Annotated in this window: 14 protein-coding genes; 11 read left to right on the forward strand and 3 right to left on the reverse strand. The window is 65.0% G+C overall.

Annotation, left to right across the window (positions count from 1 at the left end):
• Window positions 1–2: 2 nt before the first annotated feature.
• Window positions 3–650 (reverse strand): TetR/AcrR family transcriptional regulator, encoded by a 648-nt coding sequence (locus IQ24_RS18305; RefSeq protein ID WP_145399725.1) that lies wholly within the window; start codon window positions 648–650, stop codon window positions 3–5.
• A 314-nt stretch (window positions 651–964) separates the two neighbouring features.
• On the opposite strand from IQ24_RS18305, the gene carB reads away from it, so the two are divergent.
• Window positions 965–4297, forward strand: a complete 3333-nt coding sequence (gene carB / locus IQ24_RS18310; protein ID WP_145399726.1) for a carbamoyl-phosphate synthase large subunit — start codon at window positions 965–967, stop codon at window positions 4295–4297.
• Window positions 4298–4445: 148 nt separating this feature from the next.
• Here the strand turns inward: carB and IQ24_RS18315 are convergent, their stop codons facing one another.
• Window positions 4446–6296 carry a calcium-binding protein gene (locus tag IQ24_RS18315; protein ID WP_145399727.1) on the reverse strand — a complete coding sequence of 617 codons (1851 nt, stop codon included), beginning with the start codon at window positions 6294–6296 and terminating at the stop codon, window positions 4446–4448.
• A 192-nt stretch (window positions 6297–6488) separates the two neighbouring features.
• Between IQ24_RS18315 and IQ24_RS18320 the strand changes: the two genes are divergently transcribed.
• The 8 genes from IQ24_RS18320 (at window position 6489) to phoB (ending at window position 15053) form a co-directional block, all read left to right on the forward strand.
• Entirely contained in the window at window positions 6489–7559 is a 1071-nt protein-coding gene (locus IQ24_RS18320) for an NAD(P)/FAD-dependent oxidoreductase (RefSeq protein ID WP_145399728.1), read from the forward strand.
• A 74-nt stretch (window positions 7560–7633) separates the two neighbouring features.
• A complete protein-coding gene (gene aroC, locus IQ24_RS18325; protein ID WP_145399729.1) occupies window positions 7634–8734 on the forward strand; it encodes a chorismate synthase in 1101 nt (366 codons plus the stop codon).
• A gap of 151 nt (window positions 8735–8885) precedes the next feature.
• Window positions 8886–9899 (forward strand): substrate-binding domain-containing protein, encoded by a 1014-nt coding sequence (locus IQ24_RS18330; RefSeq protein ID WP_145399730.1) that lies wholly within the window; start codon window positions 8886–8888, stop codon window positions 9897–9899.
• A 69-nt stretch (window positions 9900–9968) separates the two neighbouring features.
• Window positions 9969–11429 carry a phosphate ABC transporter permease subunit PstC gene (gene pstC / locus IQ24_RS18335; RefSeq protein ID WP_145399731.1) on the forward strand — a complete coding sequence of 487 codons (1461 nt, stop codon included), beginning with the start codon at window positions 9969–9971 and terminating at the stop codon, window positions 11427–11429.
• Window positions 11426–12796 carry a phosphate ABC transporter permease PstA gene (pstA, locus tag IQ24_RS18340; RefSeq protein ID WP_145399732.1) on the forward strand — a complete coding sequence of 457 codons (1371 nt, stop codon included), beginning with the start codon at window positions 11426–11428 and terminating at the stop codon, window positions 12794–12796. Before pstC ends, pstA begins: the two co-directional genes overlap by 4 nt.
• 20 nt (window positions 12797–12816) lie before the next feature.
• Window positions 12817–13614 carry a phosphate ABC transporter ATP-binding protein PstB gene (gene pstB, locus IQ24_RS18345; protein ID WP_145399733.1) on the forward strand — a complete coding sequence of 266 codons (798 nt, stop codon included), beginning with the start codon at window positions 12817–12819 and terminating at the stop codon, window positions 13612–13614.
• Between the two features lie 19 nt (window positions 13615–13633).
• Window positions 13634–14356, forward strand: a complete 723-nt coding sequence (gene phoU, locus IQ24_RS18350; RefSeq protein ID WP_145399734.1) for a phosphate signaling complex protein PhoU — start codon at window positions 13634–13636, stop codon at window positions 14354–14356.
• A gap of 4 nt (window positions 14357–14360) precedes the next feature.
• Entirely contained in the window at window positions 14361–15053 is a 693-nt protein-coding gene (gene phoB, locus IQ24_RS18355; protein WP_145399735.1) for a phosphate regulon transcriptional regulator PhoB, read from the forward strand.
• 79 nt (window positions 15054–15132) lie between these two features.
• Here phoB and IQ24_RS18360 read toward each other — a convergent pair whose 3' ends face one another.
• A complete protein-coding gene (locus IQ24_RS18360) occupies window positions 15133–16890 on the reverse strand; it encodes an OmpA family protein (RefSeq protein ID WP_242008325.1) in 1758 nt (585 codons plus the stop codon).
• Between the two features lie 54 nt (window positions 16891–16944).
• On the opposite strand from IQ24_RS18360, the gene IQ24_RS20450 reads away from it, so the two are divergent.
• Together IQ24_RS20450 and IQ24_RS18365 are read left to right on the forward strand one after the other, a co-directional pair.
• The gene (locus tag IQ24_RS20450; RefSeq protein WP_242008326.1) at window positions 16945–17574 is read left to right on the forward strand and encodes a hypothetical protein; all 630 of its coding nucleotides are present in this window, start codon (window positions 16945–16947) and stop codon (window positions 17572–17574) included.
• A 205-nt stretch (window positions 17575–17779) separates the two neighbouring features.
• Window positions 17780–18988, forward strand: a complete 1209-nt coding sequence (locus IQ24_RS18365; protein WP_145399737.1) for an acyl-CoA dehydrogenase — start codon at window positions 17780–17782, stop codon at window positions 18986–18988.
• The last annotated feature ends 2 nt before the right edge of the window (window positions 18989–18990 follow it).

An 18990-nucleotide genomic window follows, 5' to 3' on the forward strand; every position in this document is an offset into this window, starting at 1 on the left:
GCTCAGGCCGACCTTTGCACGCGCGAGACATAGGCGCGCATCGCTGCCTCAAGCATGGGTAGCAGCGTCTCTTCGGGGACGCCGCGCATATGGCCGTCGGTGACCATGCGCGCCAGACCATAGACCAGTGCCCGCCCGCCCAGGATCAGGTCGCGGGGGCGGGCCTCGGGTGGCAGGAGGCCCTGTGCCTCGGCCTGATGCAGAAGCCCGGCCATCAGGTTCTGCAGATGAGCGTTTTCCTGCTTGAGCAGCGCCGAGCCGCCCACGTCGATCAGATTGCGCGAGTTCAGCACCAGAAAATGTGTGGGATGGCTGGTCGCCCAGATCAGATAACCGTGACCCAAAGCCATGAAATGGACCAGCGGGTTGTCGCTGTCACAGGCGGCGATCTGCGCCTCATAGCTTTTGCGCAGCAGCAGGATCGCCTCTTCGGCCACGGCCGTAAGCAACGCAGAACGCGAGGCAAAATGCCGGAAGGGGGCCGCCGGAGACACGCCCAATTGCTTGGCGATCTCTCGGATCGACAGGTTCTCCAGCCCGTGCTGGCGGATGAAGTCGACGGTCGCGGTCAGCAGCGCGGCGCGCAGGCTCCCATGATGATAGGGGCGCGCGTTTTCGGTCGGGCCGGGGGCGGATGAAAACTCGTTCATGGTGATGCGGGTGACGATGTCAGGTTGACGAAAACAGAACAATGTAATTAGTGATTACATGTGAGATATCTACAGCGATTGAGTATGGTTAGCGATTCCTTTTCTCACGAGGGCTGCCGATAATTCTGGCAGGGGCGCGGTCGGCGATCTAGATCACGACCGCGCCGGCGCCTTTCCGGGCGCGCGGCCTTGCCCTTCATCCCCTTTCCTGCCTGCCGATTTCCGGGCCGTACCTCGTGGTCAACCCTTGCGCGCGGCCCTGTCATGGCTATAACCCCGGACGATTTGTCAGCCGCCAGCCCGAGGACTACGCCATGCCCAAAAGAACCGATATCAAATCCATCATGATCATCGGCGCCGGGCCCATCGTCATCGGGCAGGCCTGCGAATTCGACTATTCGGGCGCTCAGGCGTGCAAGGCGCTGCGGGAAGAGGGCTACCGGGTCATCCTGGTGAACTCGAACCCGGCGACCATCATGACCGACCCCGAGATGGCCGACGCCACCTATATCGAGCCGATCACCCCCGAAATGGTCGAGAAGATCATCGCCAAGGAACGCCCCGACGCGCTTTTGCCGACGATGGGCGGGCAGACCGGCCTCAACACGGCGCTGGCGCTGGCGGATATGGGCGTGCTCAACCGCTATGGGGTCGAGCTGATCGGGGCGCAGCGCGCCGCCATCGAGATGGCCGAAGACCGGAAGCTCTTCCGCGAGGCGATGGACCGCATCGGGCTGGAAAACCCCAAGGCCGACATCATCTCGGCCCCGAAACTGCCGAACGGCAAGTTCGACATTTCCGCAGGCGTGGCCGAGGCGATGAAATCGCTCGACCACATCGGCCTGCCCGCGATTATCCGCCCCGCCTTCACGCTGGGCGGCACGGGCGGCGGCGTCGCCTATAACCGCGACGACTATGAGGCGATCATCCGCTCGGGCCTTGATGCCTCGCCGGTCGCGCAGGTGCTGGTCGACGAAAGCCTGCTGGGCTGGAAAGAATACGAGATGGAGGTCGTGCGCGACCGCAACGACAACGCCATCATCGTCTGCTCGATTGAAAACGTCGACCCGATGGGCGTGCACACGGGCGACTCGATCACGGTCGCCCCGGCGCTGACCCTGACCGACCGCGAATACCAGCGCATGCGGAACGGCTCGATTGCCGTGCTGCGCGAGATCGGCGTCGAAACCGGCGGCTCGAACGTGCAATGGGCGATCAATCCGAAAGACGGCCGCATGGTCGTGATCGAGATGAACCCCCGCGTCAGCCGCTCCTCGGCGCTGGCGTCCAAGGCCACCGGCTTCCCGATTGCCAAGATCGCCGCGAAGCTGGCCGTCGGCTATACGCTGGATGAGCTGGACAACGACATCACCCGCGTGACGCCCGCGTCGTTCGAGCCCTCCATCGACTATGTCGTGACCAAAATCCCGCGTTTCGCGTTCGAGAAATTCCCGGGCTCCAAGCCCGAACTGACCACCGCGATGAAATCGGTGGGCGAGGTCATGGCGATTGGCCGCACCTTCCACGAGTCGCTGCAAAAGGCCCTGACCTCGATGGAGAACGGCCTGACCGGCCTCGACGACATCGAGATCCCCGGCGCGCCCGAGAAATCGGCGATCATCAAGGCCATCTCGGCCCAGACCCCCGACCGGCTGCGCCTGATCGCGCAGGCGATGCGCCACGGGCTGACCGATGAGGAAATCCAGCACGCGACCAGCTTCGATCCGTGGTTCCTGTCGCGCCTGCGCGAGATCATCGAGGCCGAGGCAGCCGTGATCGCGGGCGGCCTTCCGAGCGATGTCGAGGGCATGCGTCACCTGAAGATGATGGGCTTCACCGATGCCCGTCTGGCCAAGCTTGTCGGCAAATCCGAAACCGAGGTCCGCAAGGCCCGCCGCACGCAGGGCCTGCATCCGGTCTTCAAGCGCATCGACACCTGCGCCGCCGAATTCGAGGCGCAGACGCCCTATATGTATTCGACCTATGAAGCCCCCGCGATGGGCGATGTCGAAAACGAGGCGCGCCCCTCGGATCGCAAGAAGGTCGTCATCCTTGGCGGCGGTCCGAACCGGATCGGGCAGGGGATCGAGTTCGACTATTGCTGCTGCCACGCCTGCTTCTCGCTGTCGAACATCGGCTACGAGACGATCATGATCAACTGCAACCCCGAGACCGTGTCGACCGATTACGACACCTCGGATCGCCTGTATTTCGAGCCGCTGACGCTGGAGCATGTGCTGGAAATCCTGCGCATCGAGCAGGAGAATGGCACGCTGCACGGCGTCATCGTCCAGTTCGGCGGCCAGACGCCGCTGAAGCTCGCCAATGCGCTGGAGGCCGAGGGTATCCCGATCCTCGGCACCACGCCCGACGCCATCGACCTGGCCGAGGACCGTGAGCGTTTCCAGAAGCTGCTGAACGACCTGAACCTCAAGCAGCCGATCAACGGCATCGCCAGCACCGACGCCGAGGCTCTGGCCATCGCCGCCGATGTGGGCTTCCCGCTGGTCATCCGCCCCTCCTACGTCCTTGGCGGGCGCGGGATGGAGATCGTGCGCGATATGGATCACCTGAACCGCTACATTCGCGAGGCCGTGCAGGTCTCGGGTGACAGCCCGGTGCTGCTCGACAGCTATCTGTCGGGTGCGATCGAGGTCGATGTCGATGCGCTCTCGGACGGCAAGACTGTCCACGTCGCGGGCATCATGGAGCATATCGAGGAAGCGGGCGTCCATTCGGGCGACTCGGCCTGCTCGCTGCCGCCTCATACGCTCAGCCCCGAGATCATCACCGAGCTGAAGCGGCAGACCGTCGAAATGGCGAAGGCGCTGAACGTCGTGGGCCTGATGAACGTGCAATTCGCGATCAAGGACGACACGATTTATGTCCTTGAAGTGAACCCGCGCGCATCGCGCACCGTGCCCTTCGTCGCCAAGGCCACCGACAGCGCGATTGCGTCGATCGCCGCGCGCCTGATGGCGGGTGAGCCGATGCAGGCTTTCCCGGCACGCGCGCCCTATCCGGCAGGCGTCGGCCCCGACGATCCGCTGCCCTTCGCCGATCCGATGACGCTGGCTGACCCGAACACCCCCTGGTATTCGGTGAAAGAGGCCGTGCTGCCGTTCGCCCGCTTCCCCGGCGTCGACACGCTCTTGGGGCCGGAAATGCGTTCGACCGGCGAGGTCATGGGCTGGGACCGCACCTTCGCCCGAGCCTTCCTGAAGGCGCAGATGGGGGCAGGGGTGCAGCTTCCCGATGCGGGCCGCGTCTTCATTTCCGTGAAGGATGCCGACAAGACCGAGGATCTGGCCAATGCCGCCCGCGATCTGGTCGCCATGGGCTTCACGCTGGTTGCGACCGGCGGCACCGCGACCTTCCTGAACGCGCAGGGCGTCGCCTCCGAGCAGGTCAACAAGGTCTATGAGGGCCGTCCGAACATCGTCGACCGCATGAAGAACGACGATATCGCCATGGTCCTGAACACCACCGAGGGCGCGCAGGCCATCGCGGATTCGCGCGAAATCCGCGCGGTCGCGCTTTATGACAAGATCCCCTATTTCACCACCGCCGCAGGCAGTATCGCGGCCGTCGCCGCCATCAAGTCGCGTGGCGAAGGCGAGGTGGGCGTCCGCGCGCTGCAAGCCTGAGGCTTTTCGCCGGGATGGAACAAGAAAGGGGCGCAACGGGAAACCGCCGCGCCCCTTCTACCATGTGACCATTTAACCAAACACGAACCGGAAACGGTTTACTCAGCAAACATCGCATTCAAACCTACAGGTTTGACGACAGTACCGATCACAGGATGAAGTCTCCTGCGTCGTAATAGCCCGCCAGCACGCTGCCATCAGCGATCCGGATCGAGATCTCATAGCCCGGGGTGCCGTCGACATTCGCCCTGAGCCAGGTGTCGGTGCCCACGTTTTCCAGCCACATCCGCCCGGCTCCGCCCGCGCTCGTCCCGTTGAAGACGAAGGCCTGATTGCCTGCGACCAGCGCATTGGCATCGATCCCCGAGAGGTCGATGCGATCTTCGGCCATGCCTGCGGGCTGGTCTCCGGCCCCCTGGAAGTCCAGGATCGTATCAAAGCCTCCGACCGGACTATCCGCGACCATCGTGAACGCAAAGACATCATTTCCTGCGCCGCCGGTCAGCACATCCTGCCCAAGACCGCCGATCAGCCGGTCATTCCCGGCATCGCCCCGCAGCGTATCCAGCCCGGACAGGCCCGAGAGCGTGTCGGCACCCGCTCCGCCCTCGATGACATTGGCGACGGCTGTTCCGGTGACGCGGTCGTTGCCCGCGCCCATGCGTGCATTCTCGAACCCGGTGAAGAATTCGGTGGCATATTGTGTGGCCCCGGTGGCCATGTTCAGGACGTAGTTGCCAACCGCGCTGCTGATGTCGACAAGGTCGATCCCGGCGCCGCCGATCAGCGTCTCGGTCAGGCCGCCGCCTGCGCGAATGGTGTCGTTGCCCGCGCCACCGTCGAAGACCCCGAACCCGGCCGAGCCGATCAGGTCGTTGCCGGTGAAGCCGTTGATCGTGTCGGTGCCGCCCCAGCTAAACAACTGGTCGTCGCCGTCACCGCCCGCGATGAAGTCATCGCCGCCGCCGCCATGAATGGTGTCATTGCCCGCAGCGCCGACAAGATAGTCATTGCCAGCCCTGCCGTGGATGTAGTCGTCACCACTGGCCCCCATGATCCGATTGTCGGCCGACGATCCTTCGACCGAGTTGTCGCCATTGCCCAGCAACAGATTTTCCAGATTATCGGCCGAGTTGCCCTGATTGGTCGCACCGGTTTCAAGGTTGATGGAATAATTGCCGCTGTAGGAGCGGGTGTCCAGCCAGTCGACTCCGTCACCGCCATTCAGATAGGCCGAACCCATCGTGACGACCTGCATCGTGTCGTTCCCGTCCGAGCCAAAGTAATAGCCGTCGTCTCGGACGCGCAGAAGATCGTTGCCCGCGCCACCCGACAGCGTGTCGTGCCCGCCCATGCCGTCGAGGTAGTCGTTGCCATCGCTGGAATTAAGGTAGTTGGCGTCCGTGGTGCCACGAAGCGTGTCATTGCCCGTGCCGGTAGAGAGGCTTTCGAACTCGATGAAGTATTCACCCAAGAAATTCGTGGCCCCGGTTGCCAGATCGACCCGGTAATTGGCACTCACCAGGCTGGTGTTGAGCCAGTCGTAACCGCTGCCGCCGATCAAAGTCTCGGCAAGGCCATCGCCCGCATAGATGTAGTCATTGCCTGCGTCGCCGTTGTAATAGCCACGGCCCGAGGAATAGATCGTGTCGTTCCCGGCGCCGCCATAGATTGTATCCGAGGTGAACCACGAGGACGGTCCGGCGCGCAGGATGTCATTGCCGCTGCCGCCGTCCAGGTAGTCGCTGTCCTCTCCTCCGTCGAGGGAGTCGTTGTCCAACCCGCCATAGAGCGTGTCTCGACCCGTGCCGCCGGTCAGCGTGTCATTGCCGCTATCGCCCCAAAGCGTGTCATTCCCCGCGGCCCCGGACAGAATATCGTTCCCGGCATGGCCATCGACCCAGTCGTTCCCCTCCAGTGCCCAGACGGTATTGTTGTTGTCGTTGCCGTGATAGGTGTCGTTGCCGTTGGTTAAAATGGTAATGGGAAACAGTCCCATCTTCTCCTCCACCGTTTAAACTGCAGATGACGTGTCCCGAACGCGGATGACGCTGACACATGCCCCGTGAATCGGGCGTGAAAGCCGAACGGCGTTTCCGCGAAAAATCAGTGCCTGCGTCTATGTCGGCCAAATCACCCAAGACGCGCGCTTTTCCCTTGACGACGCCTGCGTCCAAGGCAGGCTGTCGCCATGAAAAACGTCGACTTTCTGATCATCGGTGGCGGCATCGCGGGTGTCTCGGCGGCCGCCCGACTGGCCCCTCATGGCACAACCGCGCTGCTTGAGGCGGAAACCAGCCTTGCCTATCACGCCTCGGGCCGCTCGGCCGCGCTTTATGAGCCGCATTACGGCCCGCCCGCCATCGTGGAACTCAGCCTTGCCTCGGGAGCTGAGCTTGGGGCGATGGGGGTGCTGTCGCCGCGCGGCGTGATGCTGGTGGCCGCACCGGAGGAAATCGAGGCCTTCGATGCCGAGGCCGATCAGATGAACATGCCCCTGATCGACCCAGAGGCTGCGGTCGCCGCCTTTCCGGCGCTGGACCCGGCCCGCGTGGCGCGGGCGGCAAAGGCCGATCACGCGCAGGATATCGACACCGACCTGTTGATCCAGACCCATCGCAAGACCGCCCGCAGCCACGGGGCTGAGATCCTGACCGGCGCGCCGGTAGCCGCCGTGATGCGGCAGGGCGGGCGCTGGCAGGTCACGAGCGGGCAGGGCGAATTTTCGGCCAGGGTGCTGGTGAATGCGGCGGGCGCCTGGGCGGATGTGATCGCCCGCATGGCCGGGGTTGCCCCGCTGGGCATCCAGCCCAAGCGCCGCTCGATGGCGCGCATTCCGGCACCGGGCGGGCTTGATGTCTCGGGCTGGCCGATGCTTCTGGGCATGAACGAGGGCTGGTATGCCAAGCCCGACGCGGGTGCGATGATCGTCTCGCCCAGCGAGGCCGACCCGGCCGAGCCGCATGATGCCTGGCCCGATGACATGGTGCTGGCCGAGGGGCTCGCGCGCTATGAGGCGATGATGCGCTTCCCCGTCACGCGGATGATCGCCAGCTGGGCGGGTCTGCGCAGCTTCGCGCCTGACGGCAGCCCGGCCTATGGGCGTGACCCGGATCAGCCCGATTTCATCTGGTTCGCGGGGCAGGGCGGCTATGGGTTCCAGTCCTCGGCGGCGGCGGCCAGCTTCATCGCCGATACCGTGCTGGGCCGTCCGACCGATGCGACACTGGCGCGGCGGCTGGACCCGGCCCGCTTCCGCTGAGGCCGGCCCTCCAAGGATAACCGTTGCCCCTTCGCCCCGTGGCGGCTATCGCAGGGGCGAAAGGGCAGGGTAATATGAGCTTCAACACATTCGGTCGCGTTTTCCGCTTCACCACCTGGGGCGAAAGCCACGGGCCCGCGCTTGGCGCGACGGTCGACGGCTGCCCTCCCGGGATCGAGCTGGACGAGGCGTTCATCCAGCAGTTCCTTGACCGGCGCAAACCCGGCACCTCGCGCTTCACCACGCAGCGCAAGGAACCCGATCAGGTCCGGATTCTGTCGGGCGTGTTTGAAGGCCGCACCACCGGCACGCCGATCCAGCTGATGATCGAGAACACCGACCAGCGCAGCAAGGATTACGGCGACATCGCGCAGGCCTACCGGCCCGGGCATGCCGATATTGCCTATCAGTTGAAATACGGCATCCGCGATTATCGCGGCGGCGGGCGATCCAGTGCGCGCGAGACGGCGGCGCGGGTGGCGGCGGGCGGCGTGGCGCAGGCCGTGCTGCGCGACCTGCTGCCCGACCTGCAGATCATCGGCTATATGGTCCAGATGGGCACGCTGCATCTGGATCGCAGCCGCTTTGACGCAGGCCAGATCGGCCAGAACCCGTTCTTCCTGCCCGATGCCGCCGCAGTCCCGGAATGGGAAAGCTATCTGGACGGCATCCGCAAGGCGCAGAACAGCGTCGGTGCCGCCATCGAGGTGCTGGTCAGGCACTGCCCGCCCGGCCTTGGCGCGCCGATCTATGCCAAGCTCGACACCGATCTGGCCGCCGCGATGATGTCGATCAATGCCGTCAAAGGCGTCGAGATCGGCGAGGGCATGGGGGCCGCCGCCCTGACCGGGACCGAGAATGCCGATGAGATCCGCATGGGCAATGACGGCCCGCGCTTCCTGTCGAATCATGCGGGTGGCATTCTGGGCGGCATCTCGACCGGGCAGGACATTGTGGTGCGATTCTCGGTCAAGCCGACCAGCTCGATCCTGACGCCGCGCCAGACGATCAACTCGAAGGGCGATGAGATCGACCTGATCACCAAGGGCCGTCACGATCCCTGCGTGGGGATTCGCGCCGTGCCGATCGCCGAGGCGATGGCGGCCTGCGTCATTCTGGATCACCTGATGCTGGACCGTGCCCAGACCGGCGGAAATCGCGGTGAAATCGGCTGAAACGCCGGGAGAAAACGGACCGCTGTGGAAAATCTTAGCGAATCGTGAATTGTCGCATAGCTGTTACAATTTCTTCGCATAAGCGTCGCAGCGGGCCTTTAGGGGTCTGACAGGCTGAACCAAGCCCAACGAAGCTGTCAGGAGAGATCCTATGAAATCCGTGAAATTCACCGTCTCTGCCCTTGCCGTCATTGCTGCATCGGCAACGGCCGCTGCCGCCCGTGATCAGATCCAGGTCGCCGGCTCGTCGACGGTGCTGCCGTATTCGACCATCGTCGCCGAAGCCTTCGGCGAGAACACCGACTTTCCGACCCCCGTGGTCGAATCGGGCGGGTCGTCGGCAGGTCTGAAGAAGTTCTGCGAAGGCGTGGGCGAAAACACCATCGACATCGCGAACTCTTCGCGCCCGATCAAGGACTCCGAGCGCGAGGCCTGCGCCGCCGCCGGTGTCGCCGACATCATGGAAGTCCGCATCGGCTATGACGGCATCGTCTTCGCCAGCGACACCAGCTCGAACGACTTCGCCTTCACCCCGGCTGACTGGTTCAACGCGCTGGCCGCCGAGGTCGTCAAGGACGGTCAGGTCGTCAAGAACCCCTACACCAAGTGGAACGAAATCCGCGCCGAGCTGCCCGACCAGGAAATCCTGGCCTTCGTGCCGGGCACCAAGCACGGCACCCGTGAAGTCTTCGAAGAGAAGGTGATCCACGCGGGCTGTGAAGAAGCTGGCGCCGCCGAAGTCTTCGGCGAAGAAAAAGCCAAGGAAGCCTGCGTCGCGCTGCGCACCGATGGCAAGTCGGTCGACATCGACGGCGACTATACCGAGACCCTGGCCCGCATCGCCTCGGCGAAGAACGGCATCGGCGTCTTCGGCCTGTCCTTCTATGAGAACAACACCGACAAGCTGAAAGTGGCGACCATGTCGGGCGTCACGCCCTCGACCGAGAGCATCGCCTCGGGCGAATACCCGGTCTCGCGCCCGCTGTTCTTCTACGTCAAGAAAGCCCATATCGGCACTGTCCCGGGCCTGAAAGAATTCGCTGAATTCTTCGTCTCGGACGAGATCGCTGGCCCCGAGGGCCCGCTGGCCGCCTATGGCCTCGTGTCGGACCCCGAGCTGGCCACCGTCCAGCAGGCGGTCGCTGACGAAGTCACGATGCAGTAAGCACTTCTTCGGGCGGGGCCAGAGGCCTCGCCCGTTCCACCCATCCGAACCCAAAGATCCGAGGCCATCATGCCCGTTAGCTGGATCGCGTCATGCGTCATCGCTCTTGCGGTGGTGGGGTATATCATTGGTCGCATGCGAGCTGTCTCGCAGGCTGGCGGTGATACGCGGCGCCTTCATTCGCGTACCAATTATTACGGCTGGAATGTCGCCCTTTTCACGGCGATTCCAGCCCTTGTGCTTATTCTGATCTGGCAATTCGTGCAGCCTCCGCTGGTGCTGCAATCGGCGCTTGGAAAAGTGCCGGAAGCCGCCAGCGCCGAGGTCTCGAACCAGAGCCTCTTCGTCTCGGACGTGCTGCGGACGGCGAATTCGCTGGACCGCGCCATCTCGCGCAAGGTCCTGACGGCGGATGAGGTCACCGGCCTCACGCTGGAAAACAAGGACGCGCTGGCCAAGATGACGGCGGCGCAGCTGCCGCTGGCGACCAGCGTCAACGCGACCGTGCTTACGGCCGCGCAGGACTATGTGGCGACCTCGCGCATGGGCAACACGATCCTTGGCATCGCCGCGCTGGTGCTGGGTCTGGGCGGCTTCGCCTTCGCCTATCTGCGCATCAACCCCGCCTTCCGCGCCCGCAATGTGGTCGAGAGCTTCGTCAAGGGCATGCTGATCGCTTCGGCCAGCATCGCGATCTTCACGACGCTGGGCATCGTGCTGTCGATGCTGTTCGAAAGCGGCAACTTCTTCAGCCAGTATCCCTGGCAGGACTTCTTCTTCGGCACCACCTGGTCGCCGAAATTCGGCGGCGGCTCGCAGCTGGGCATCCTGCCGCTGGTCTGGGGCACGCTCTATATCTCGTTCATCGCGCTGGCGGTGGCGGTTCCGATCGGGCTGTTCGCGGCGATCTATATGTCGGAATACGCCTCGCCCCGTCTGCGCTCGGTCGCCAAGCCCCTGATCGAGATCCTCGCGGGCATCCCGACCATCGTTTACGGCCTCTTCGCGCTGATCACCGTCGGCCCGATGCTGCGCGATTACTTTGCGCAACCTCTGGGCCTCGGGAACTCGGGTTCCTCGGTGATGACGGCCGGTCTGGTCATGGGCATCATGCTGATCCCCTTCGTCAGCTCGCTCTCGGATGACATCATCAACGCCGTGCCCCAAAGCCTGCGCGACGGCGCGCTTGGCCTTGGCTCGACGCCCTCTGAGACCGTGCGCAAGGTCGTGCTGCCCGCCGCCCTTCCGGGCATCGTCGGCGCCATCCTTCTGGCCGCGTCCCGCGCCATCGGCGAGACGATGATCGTGGTCATGGGGGCAGGGGCCGCCGCGAAGCTGGATCTGAACCCGTTCGAGGCGATGACGACAATCACCGTCAAGATCGTCAGCCAGCTGACCGGCGACACCGATTTCGCCGCACCCGAAACGCTGGTCGCCTTCGCCCTTGGCCTGACGCTGTTCGTGGTGACGCTGGGGCTGAACATCGTCGCGCTCTATGTCGTGCGCAAGTACCGGGAGCAGTATGAATGAGTGACGCAACCTTCCCCGGCCAAGGCTCGGACAAAGCCCCCGCACGCTCGGGCTCGCTGATGAAGGCCGATGGGCGCACCCGTGCGCGCAACGCCGCCGAGGCCCGCTTCCGCGCCTATGGCCTGACCGCCATCGGCATCGCGGTGATCGCGCTGATCGTCCTGCTGTTCACCATCCTGTCGGACGGTCTGGGCGCCTTCCGCCAGACCTATCTGGAAATCCCGGTGACGCTGGACGCCGCGCAGCTTGACAAGCAGGGCAACCGCGACCCCGAGCAGATGAAATCCGTCCTGACCCTGACCTATGGCAAGATCCTGCAGCAATCGCTGGAAACGGCCATTGCGGACAAGGGCATCGCCATTGCCGATATCTCGGCCAAGGACGTCAGCAACCTGATCTCGAAAGAGGCCTCGGCGCAGCTGCGCAATCGCGTGCTGGCCGATCCCGAACTGGTCGGCCAGACCATCGACGCCCGCGTGTTGGTGAATGGCCGCGTCGACGGCTATTACAAGGGCCGCGTGAGCATGGAGAGTGCGGCGCGCGACGCCAATACCTCGCCCCAGCAGCTGCAACTGGCCGATGCGCTGAAGCAGCGGGGCCTGCTGGCCACCGAATGGAACTGGGGCTTCCTGACCAGCCCCGACGCCTCGGACCAGCGTCCGGAAGCGGCGGGCGTCGGCATCGCGATCCTGGGATCGCTTTACATGATGCTGATCGTGCTGGTTCTGGCCGTGCCGATTGGGGTTGCCGCCTCGATCTATCTTGAGGAATTCGCGCCGAAGAACCGGCTGACCGATGTGATCGAGGTGAACATCTCGAACCTCGCGGCGGTGCCCTCGATCGTCTTCGGTATCCTGGGTCTGGCGGCCTTCATCAACTTCATGGGCCTGCCGCAATCGGCACCGCTGGTGGGCGGTCTGGTGCTGACGCTGATGACGCTGCCGACGATCATCATCTCGACCCGCGCGGCGCTGAAGGCCGTGCCGCCCTCGATCCGCGATGCGGCACTTGGGGTGGGCGCGTCGAAGATGCAGTCGGTCTTTCACCACGTCCTGCCGCTGGCGCTGCCGGGCATCCTGACGGGCACGATCATCGGCCTTGCGCAGGCTCTGGGCGAGACCGCGCCGCTGCTGCTGATCGGCATGGTGGCCTTCGTCAAGAACTTCCCCGAGGCTCCCTGGCCGGTCGGCGCCGGGCTGGAGCAACCCGCCTCGGCGCTGCCGGTGCAGGTCTATAACTGGACGCAGCGCGCCGACCCTGCTTTCATGGAACGTGCATCCGGGGCGATCATCGTCCTGCTCGTGTTCCTGCTGTGTATGAACCTTCTTGCCGTGTATCTGCGCCGCAAATTCGAGCGCCGCTGGTAAGGACCACGAGGAAAACCGAAATGAACGACATGAGTATTGTGGAGCGCGCCGTGGACCAGAAGGACATCAAGATCTCGGCCAAGGACGTGCAGGTCTATTATGGCGACAAACACGCCATCAAGGACGTCAACGTCGAGATCCTGGACAAGACCGTCACCGCCTTCATCGGTCCGTCGGGCTGCGGCAAGTCGACCTTCCTGCGCTGCATCAACCGCATGAACGACACCATCGACATCGCCCGCATCGAAGGCCGGATCGAGCTGGACGGCGAGGATATCTATGACCGCCGCGTTGACCCGGTGCAGCTTCGCGCCAAGGTGGGCATGGTGTTCCAGAAGCCGAACCCGTTCCCGAAGTCGATCTTTGACAACGTGGCCTATGGCCCGCGCATCCACGGTCTGGCCCGCACCCGCGCCGAACTCGATGAGATCGTCGAGAAGTCGCTGCGCGGCGCCGCGCTTTGGAATGAGGTCAAGGACCGTCTGCACGAACCCGGCACCGGGCTTTCGGGCGGCCAGCAGCAGCGTCTGTGCATCGCACGCGCGGTGGCGACCCAGCCCGAGGTCCTGCTGATGGACGAGCCCTGCTCGGCCCTCGACCCGATCGCCACCAGCCAGGTCGAGGAGTTGATCGACCAGCTGCGCTCGGATTATTCGGTGGTGATCGTCACGCACTCGATGCAGCAGGCGGCCCGCGTCAGCCAAAAGACCGCCTTTTTCCACCTGGGCAACCTGGTCGAATACGGCAACACCGACGAGATCTTCACCCGGCCCCGCGATCCGCGCACGGAAAGCTACATCAGCGGCCGGATCGGCTGACCTCGAGGAGCAGGAAACCATGAACAACGAACGCCATATTTCTTCCGCCTTCGACCGCGATCTGGAAACCGTCCAGGCGCTGGTCGTCAAGATGGGCGGCATGGTCGAAAGCGCGATCCACGACGCCGCCATCGCCCTTGATACCCGCGATGAAGAGCTTGCCGAAGAGGTGCGCCGCCGCGACAAGGCCATCGATGCGCTGGAGGCTCAGGTCAACGAAGAGGCCGCGCGGCTGATCGCGCTGCGTGCCCCGACCGCGACCGACCTGCGCACCGCGCTGACCGTGATCAAGGTCTCGGCCATTCTGGAGCGCGTGGGCGATTACGCCAAGAACATCGCCAAGCGCAGCCATGTGCTGGTCCATATGCCCGCCATCGACGGCGCGGGCATTGCGCTGCGCCGCATGTCGGCGACGGTCGAGACGATGATGAAGGATGCGCTGGACAGCTATATCCAGCGCGACGCCGCCCTGGCCGCTGACGTGCGCCAGCGCGACCTTGAAGTCGACCAGATGTACAACGCTTTGTTCCGCGAATTCCTGACCCATATGATGGAAGACCCGCGCAACATCACCGCCTGCATGCATCTGCATTTCATCGCCAAGAACATCGAACGCATGGGCGACCATGCGACCGGCATCGCCGAGCAGGTCATCTATCTGGCGACCGGCGAAATGCCCGATGACGCGCGCCCGAAAAGTGACAGCGTCACCCGGGCCGGACTGAACGAAGGAGAGGACTGACGCCATGGCATCTCAGCAGCAACCTTGCGTGCTCGTGGTCGAGGACGAAGGCGCGCAGCGCGAGGTTTTGAAATACAACCTCGAAGCCGAAGGATTTCAGGTCGTGATGGCCGAGAACGGCGACGAGGCGATGCTTCTGGTGGCCGAGGAACAGCCCGATCTGATCGTGCTGGACTGGATGCTGCCCAATGTCAGCGGCATCGAGATCTGCCGCCGGGTCAAGGCCGACCCGGCTACCCGCCAGATCCCGATCATCATGCTGTCGGCCCGCTCCGAAGAAGGCGACCGCGTGCGCGGGCTGGAAACCGGCGCGGATGACTATGTGGTCAAACCCTATTCGGTGGTCGAGCTGATGGCGCGCCTGCGCACGCAGCTGCGCCGCACGCGCCCAGCCTCGATGGGCGAGCGGCTGACCCATGGCGACATCATCCTTGATGCCGCCGAGCACCGCGTCTTCCGGGGTGGCCATCCGCTGCATCTGGGGCCGACCGAGTTTCGGCTGCTCTCGACGCTGATGGAGAAGCCCGGCCGGGTCTGGACGCGCGAGCAGCTTCTGGACCGCGTCTGGGGCCGCGACATCTACGTCGACACCCGCACCATCGACGTCCATGTCGGCCGCCTGCGCAAGGCGCTGATGACGAATGGCGGGGAAAACCCGGTCCGCACGGTGCGCGGCACCGGCTATTCGCTGGGCTAGGCCACGGGCGAACGGGCCGTATGAGATGAAAAAACCGCGGGGTCGCCCCCGCGGTTTTCCTTTGTCCGTCGATGCCCGATCAGTTCTGGGCGATCAGCTGGGTGATCCGGCGCACGGCGACGCGGCGGTTCATCCGCTCGGCCTGATCGGTCGGGACCAGCAGGAACTGTTCGCCATAGCCCTGCACCACAAGGTTTTCGGGCGGCACATCGAAGTATTCGGTCAGCGCCAGCGCCACCGACTCGGCCCGGCGATCCGACAGCGCAAGGTTTGCGGCACCCGTCCCGATCGCGTCGGTATAGCCCTCGATCATGTAGATCTCGCCCGGGTTCGAGGCCACCGCCTCCTTGATGACATTGCCCAGCGTCGACAGCTGCTTCGCCTGATCCGGCGTGATCGCGGCCGAGCCGGTGTCGAAGGTGATCGACGGGATGTCGACCGGCGCCACCAGCGAACGCACCTCGGGGATGTCGCGGATCTGGCTCAGCGAGAAGCGACGGTCGACGGCGGATTCGCGGTTCAGCGCGGCGCGCAACTCCTCTTCGTTCAGCGGGCGGTCATAGATCTGCACCGGCGGCGGGGCAGGCAGGGTCGAAATCTGGACCGGCTGCGCCTCGGTGTCGTTGATCAGGCGCGTCTCCTGCCCGTTGGGGCTGATCAGCGTCCGGCGCAACACGTTCATATTCGCGTCGCGGATGGTGACCACGCGGCTGCCATCCTCGCGCAGCACGGTCGTGCGGGTCGAGCCATCGTCGAAGGTCTCGGTCTGCACGTTCGAGCCGGGCTGATACAGCAGCGCGTTGTCGTCGCGGATGACCTGCTGGCTGCCATCGGGCAGCGAGACGACCACCCGGTCGCCGGTGTTCAGCGCGACCTGACGGTTGTTGCCCAGCATCGAGCCGACGGCCATGCCCGCGGCACCCGACAGCAGCAGCTTGGCGATATCGCCCAGATGATCGTCGTCATCGTCATCATTGTTGTCGCGATATTCCTGCTGGCCCGGCGCCTCGACGACGGGCTGGCCGACGCGGTTGCGGAAATCCTCATCCGAGGTGCGGATGTTCTCGGGCGTGATTGCGGTTTCCTGCATCTGGCCGGTTGCTGCCGCCCCTGCCTCAAGCGCAGCCGCCGTCACCGGCGACACTTCTTCCGCCGCACGGATTGCGACGTCATTGGGTTTGACGCGGGTTTCGGGCGCGACCTCCTGAACGACCGCAGGGGCACCCTGACTGCGTTGGCCACCCTGGGCCTGCTCTTCAAGGATGCGGCGCATGTCCTCAGGGTTGGTCGGGTCGGCGGTCTCGACCACCGGACCGTTGCCGGGACGGTTGCCGTTGCCATTCCCGTTGCCGGGCGTGACCTCTTGCTGCGCGGCGGCAGCTGGACCGGGCTCACCGCGCGGGTTCGGCAGCACCGGGCGCGGCGCGGGTGCGCCACCGCCAGCCTGCTGGCCGGGGGTGATTTCCACGGCCGGGGCCTGACCCTGCGCCTGCTGACCCTGAGGCTGACCCGGCGTCGGGATCGGTCGCTGCGAGGGCTCGACAGCGGGAGCCTGACCTTGGCCTTGGGCTTGCTGGCCCTGAACCTGCGGGCGCGGCGCCGGTTGCTCTTGCGCATTCTCTTCCAGCGCGCGACGGATGGCGGATTCGTCGGTGGCCGGGCGCGCGGCAGGCGGCGTCCCGGCCTCCTGCTGGGCCGCAGCGCGTGCGGCATCATCGGCGGCCTGAGCCGGACGCGGATTGGGCGCTTCCGCATCGGGGCGCGGAGCGACCTGCGGACGCTCGGCCTCGACAACCGGCTGCTGGGCGCGCGGTTTCGGCGCGGCGGGCGGCGTCACGGCCGTCTCACGCGCGGCGGGAGCCTGCTCGACCTGCGGCTGAGCCTGCTGCTGTTGCTGCTGGCGACGCGGCTGCGGCTGCTCGACCTGCGGTTGGGCCTGCTGCTGTTGCTGCTGACGACGCGGCTGCGGCTGTTCAACCTGCGGCTGAGCCTGCTGCTGCTGTTGCTGTTGGCGACGCGGCTGCGGTTGCTCGACCTGCGGCTGGGCCTGCTGCTGTTGCTGCTGACGGCGCGGCTGCGGTTGCTCGACCTGCGGCTGGGCCTGCTGCTGTTGCTGCTGACGGCGCGGCTGCGGTTGCTCGACCTGCGGCTGGGCCTGCTGCTGTTGCTGCTGGCGGCGCGGCTGCGGCTGTTCGACCTGCGGCTGAGCCTGCTGCTGTTGCTGCTGGCGGCGCGGCTGCGGTTGCTCGACCTGCGGCTGGGCCTGCTGCTGTTGCTGCTGGCGGCGCGGCTGCGGCTGTTCGACCTGCGGCTGGGCCTGCTGCTGTTGCTGCTGGCGACGTGGCTGCGGCTGCTCGGCCTGCTGCTCTTTCTTGCCCTGAGGCGCGCGCACCGCGCTCTCATCACCCAACTGGCCGCCCTGATCGCCACCGTTCTGCTGCTGCTGATTGCGGCGCAGGGGCAGGGGGCTCTCATCATTCTGGGCCATTGCGGGGACGGCTGCGATCTGCGGCACGATTAGGGTCAGACAGGCCGCGAGTGCCGTCGTGGTTTTGTAAATTCTGCGCATACCGGTTCCTTTTCCGAAGAATGCGTGTTGGATTGGATCAGAAACCCGCTCGTCATGGCGCCGGTTCCGGAACAAGACCGTGAGCGCCCTGTGATGCTGGCGGGATTGCGCAGGGGCCCGCCGATGCCCTATCCGGAAAGCAACAAAGGAGGACAGAATGGCCCTTACCGCGAAAGACGCCCCTGATCTTGGCCGCTTTGACTGGGAGGACCCTTTCCGGCTTTCGGATCAGCTGAGCGAGGAAGAGCGGATGCTGCGGGACGCGGCGCGGTCTTACGCGCAGGACCGGCTGCAGCCGCGCATCATCGACGCCTATCGCGAGGAGCTGACCGACCCGGAAATCTTCCGCGAGATGGGTGCGATGGGCCTGCTGGGCGTCACCGTGCCTGAGGAATACGGCGGCATCGGCGCCTCTTACGTCGCCTACGGCCTGATCGCGCGCGAGGTCGAGCGCGTCGATTCGGGCTATCGCAGCATGATGTCGGTGCAATCCTCGCTGGTGATGTACCCGATCTATGCCTATGGCAGCGAGGAACAGCGGCAGAAATACCTGCCGAAACTGGCCTCGGGCGAGTTCATCGGCTGTTTCGGCCTGACCGAGCCGGACGCGGGCTCGGACCCCGCCGGCATGAAGACCGTGGCGAAGAAGACCGCCGGGGGCTATGTGCTGAACGGCTCGAAGATGTGGATCTCGAACGCGCCGATCGCGGATGTCTTCGTGGTCTGGGCCAAGTCCGAGGCGCATGGCGGCAAGATCCGCGGCTTCGTGCTGGAGAAGGGGCTGAAGGGGCTTTCGGCGCCGAAGATCGGCGGCAAGCTGAGCCTGCGCGCCTCGATCACCGGCGAGATCGTGCTGCAGGATGTCGAGGTTGGCGAGGACGCGCTGCTGCCCGGCGTCGAGGGGCTGAAGGGCCCGTTCGGCTGTCTGAACCGGGCGCGCTACGGCATCAGCTGGGGCGTGCTGGGGGCGGCCGAGTTCTGCCTGCATGCCGCGCGCCAATATGGGCTGGACCGGCACCAGTTCGGGCGGCCGCTGGCCAATACGCAGCTGTTCCAGCTGAAGCTGGCGAATATGGCGACCGAGATCGCGCTTGGCCTTCAGGCCAGCCTGCGGGTGGGTCGGCTTCTGGATGCGGCGGAGGCGGCGCCCGAGATGATCTCGATCATCAAGCGCAACAACTGCGGCAAGGCGCTGGAGATCGCGCGGGTGGCGCGGGACATGCATGGCGGCAACGGGATCTCGGAGGAGTTCCAGGTGATGCGGCATGCGGCGAACCTCGAGACGGTGAACACCTATGAGGGCACGCATGACGTCCATGCGCTGATCCTGGGACGCGCCATCACCGGGCTGCAGGCGTTCTTCTGAGG

Origin of the sequence: Paracoccus sulfuroxidans (assembly GCF_007830335.1) — a bacterium.
Lineage (GTDB): Bacteria > Pseudomonadota > Alphaproteobacteria > Rhodobacterales > Rhodobacteraceae > Paracoccus > Paracoccus sulfuroxidans.

Coding starts and splice junctions, on each gene's coding strand:
- IQ24_RS18305 (WP_145399725.1), bottom strand. CDS start 650: ATGAACGAGTTTTCATCCGCCCCCGGCCCGACCGAAAACGCGCGCCCC.
- carB (WP_145399726.1), top strand. CDS start 965: ATGCCCAAAAGAACCGATATCAAATCCATCATGATCATCGGCGCCGGG.
- IQ24_RS18315 (WP_145399727.1), bottom strand. CDS start 6,296: ATGGGACTGTTTCCCATTACCATTTTAACCAACGGCAACGACACCTAT.
- IQ24_RS18320 (WP_145399728.1), top strand. CDS start 6,489: ATGAAAAACGTCGACTTTCTGATCATCGGTGGCGGCATCGCGGGTGTC.
- aroC (WP_145399729.1), top strand. CDS start 7,634: ATGAGCTTCAACACATTCGGTCGCGTTTTCCGCTTCACCACCTGGGGC.
- IQ24_RS18330 (WP_145399730.1), top strand. CDS start 8,886: ATGAAATCCGTGAAATTCACCGTCTCTGCCCTTGCCGTCATTGCTGCA.
- pstC (WP_145399731.1), top strand. CDS start 9,969: ATGCCCGTTAGCTGGATCGCGTCATGCGTCATCGCTCTTGCGGTGGTG.
- pstA (WP_145399732.1), top strand. CDS start 11,426: ATGAGTGACGCAACCTTCCCCGGCCAAGGCTCGGACAAAGCCCCCGCA.
- pstB (WP_145399733.1), top strand. CDS start 12,817: ATGAACGACATGAGTATTGTGGAGCGCGCCGTGGACCAGAAGGACATC.
- phoU (WP_145399734.1), top strand. CDS start 13,634: ATGAACAACGAACGCCATATTTCTTCCGCCTTCGACCGCGATCTGGAA.
- phoB (WP_145399735.1), top strand. CDS start 14,361: ATGGCATCTCAGCAGCAACCTTGCGTGCTCGTGGTCGAGGACGAAGGC.
- IQ24_RS18365 (WP_145399737.1), top strand. CDS start 17,780: ATGGCCCTTACCGCGAAAGACGCCCCTGATCTTGGCCGCTTTGACTGG.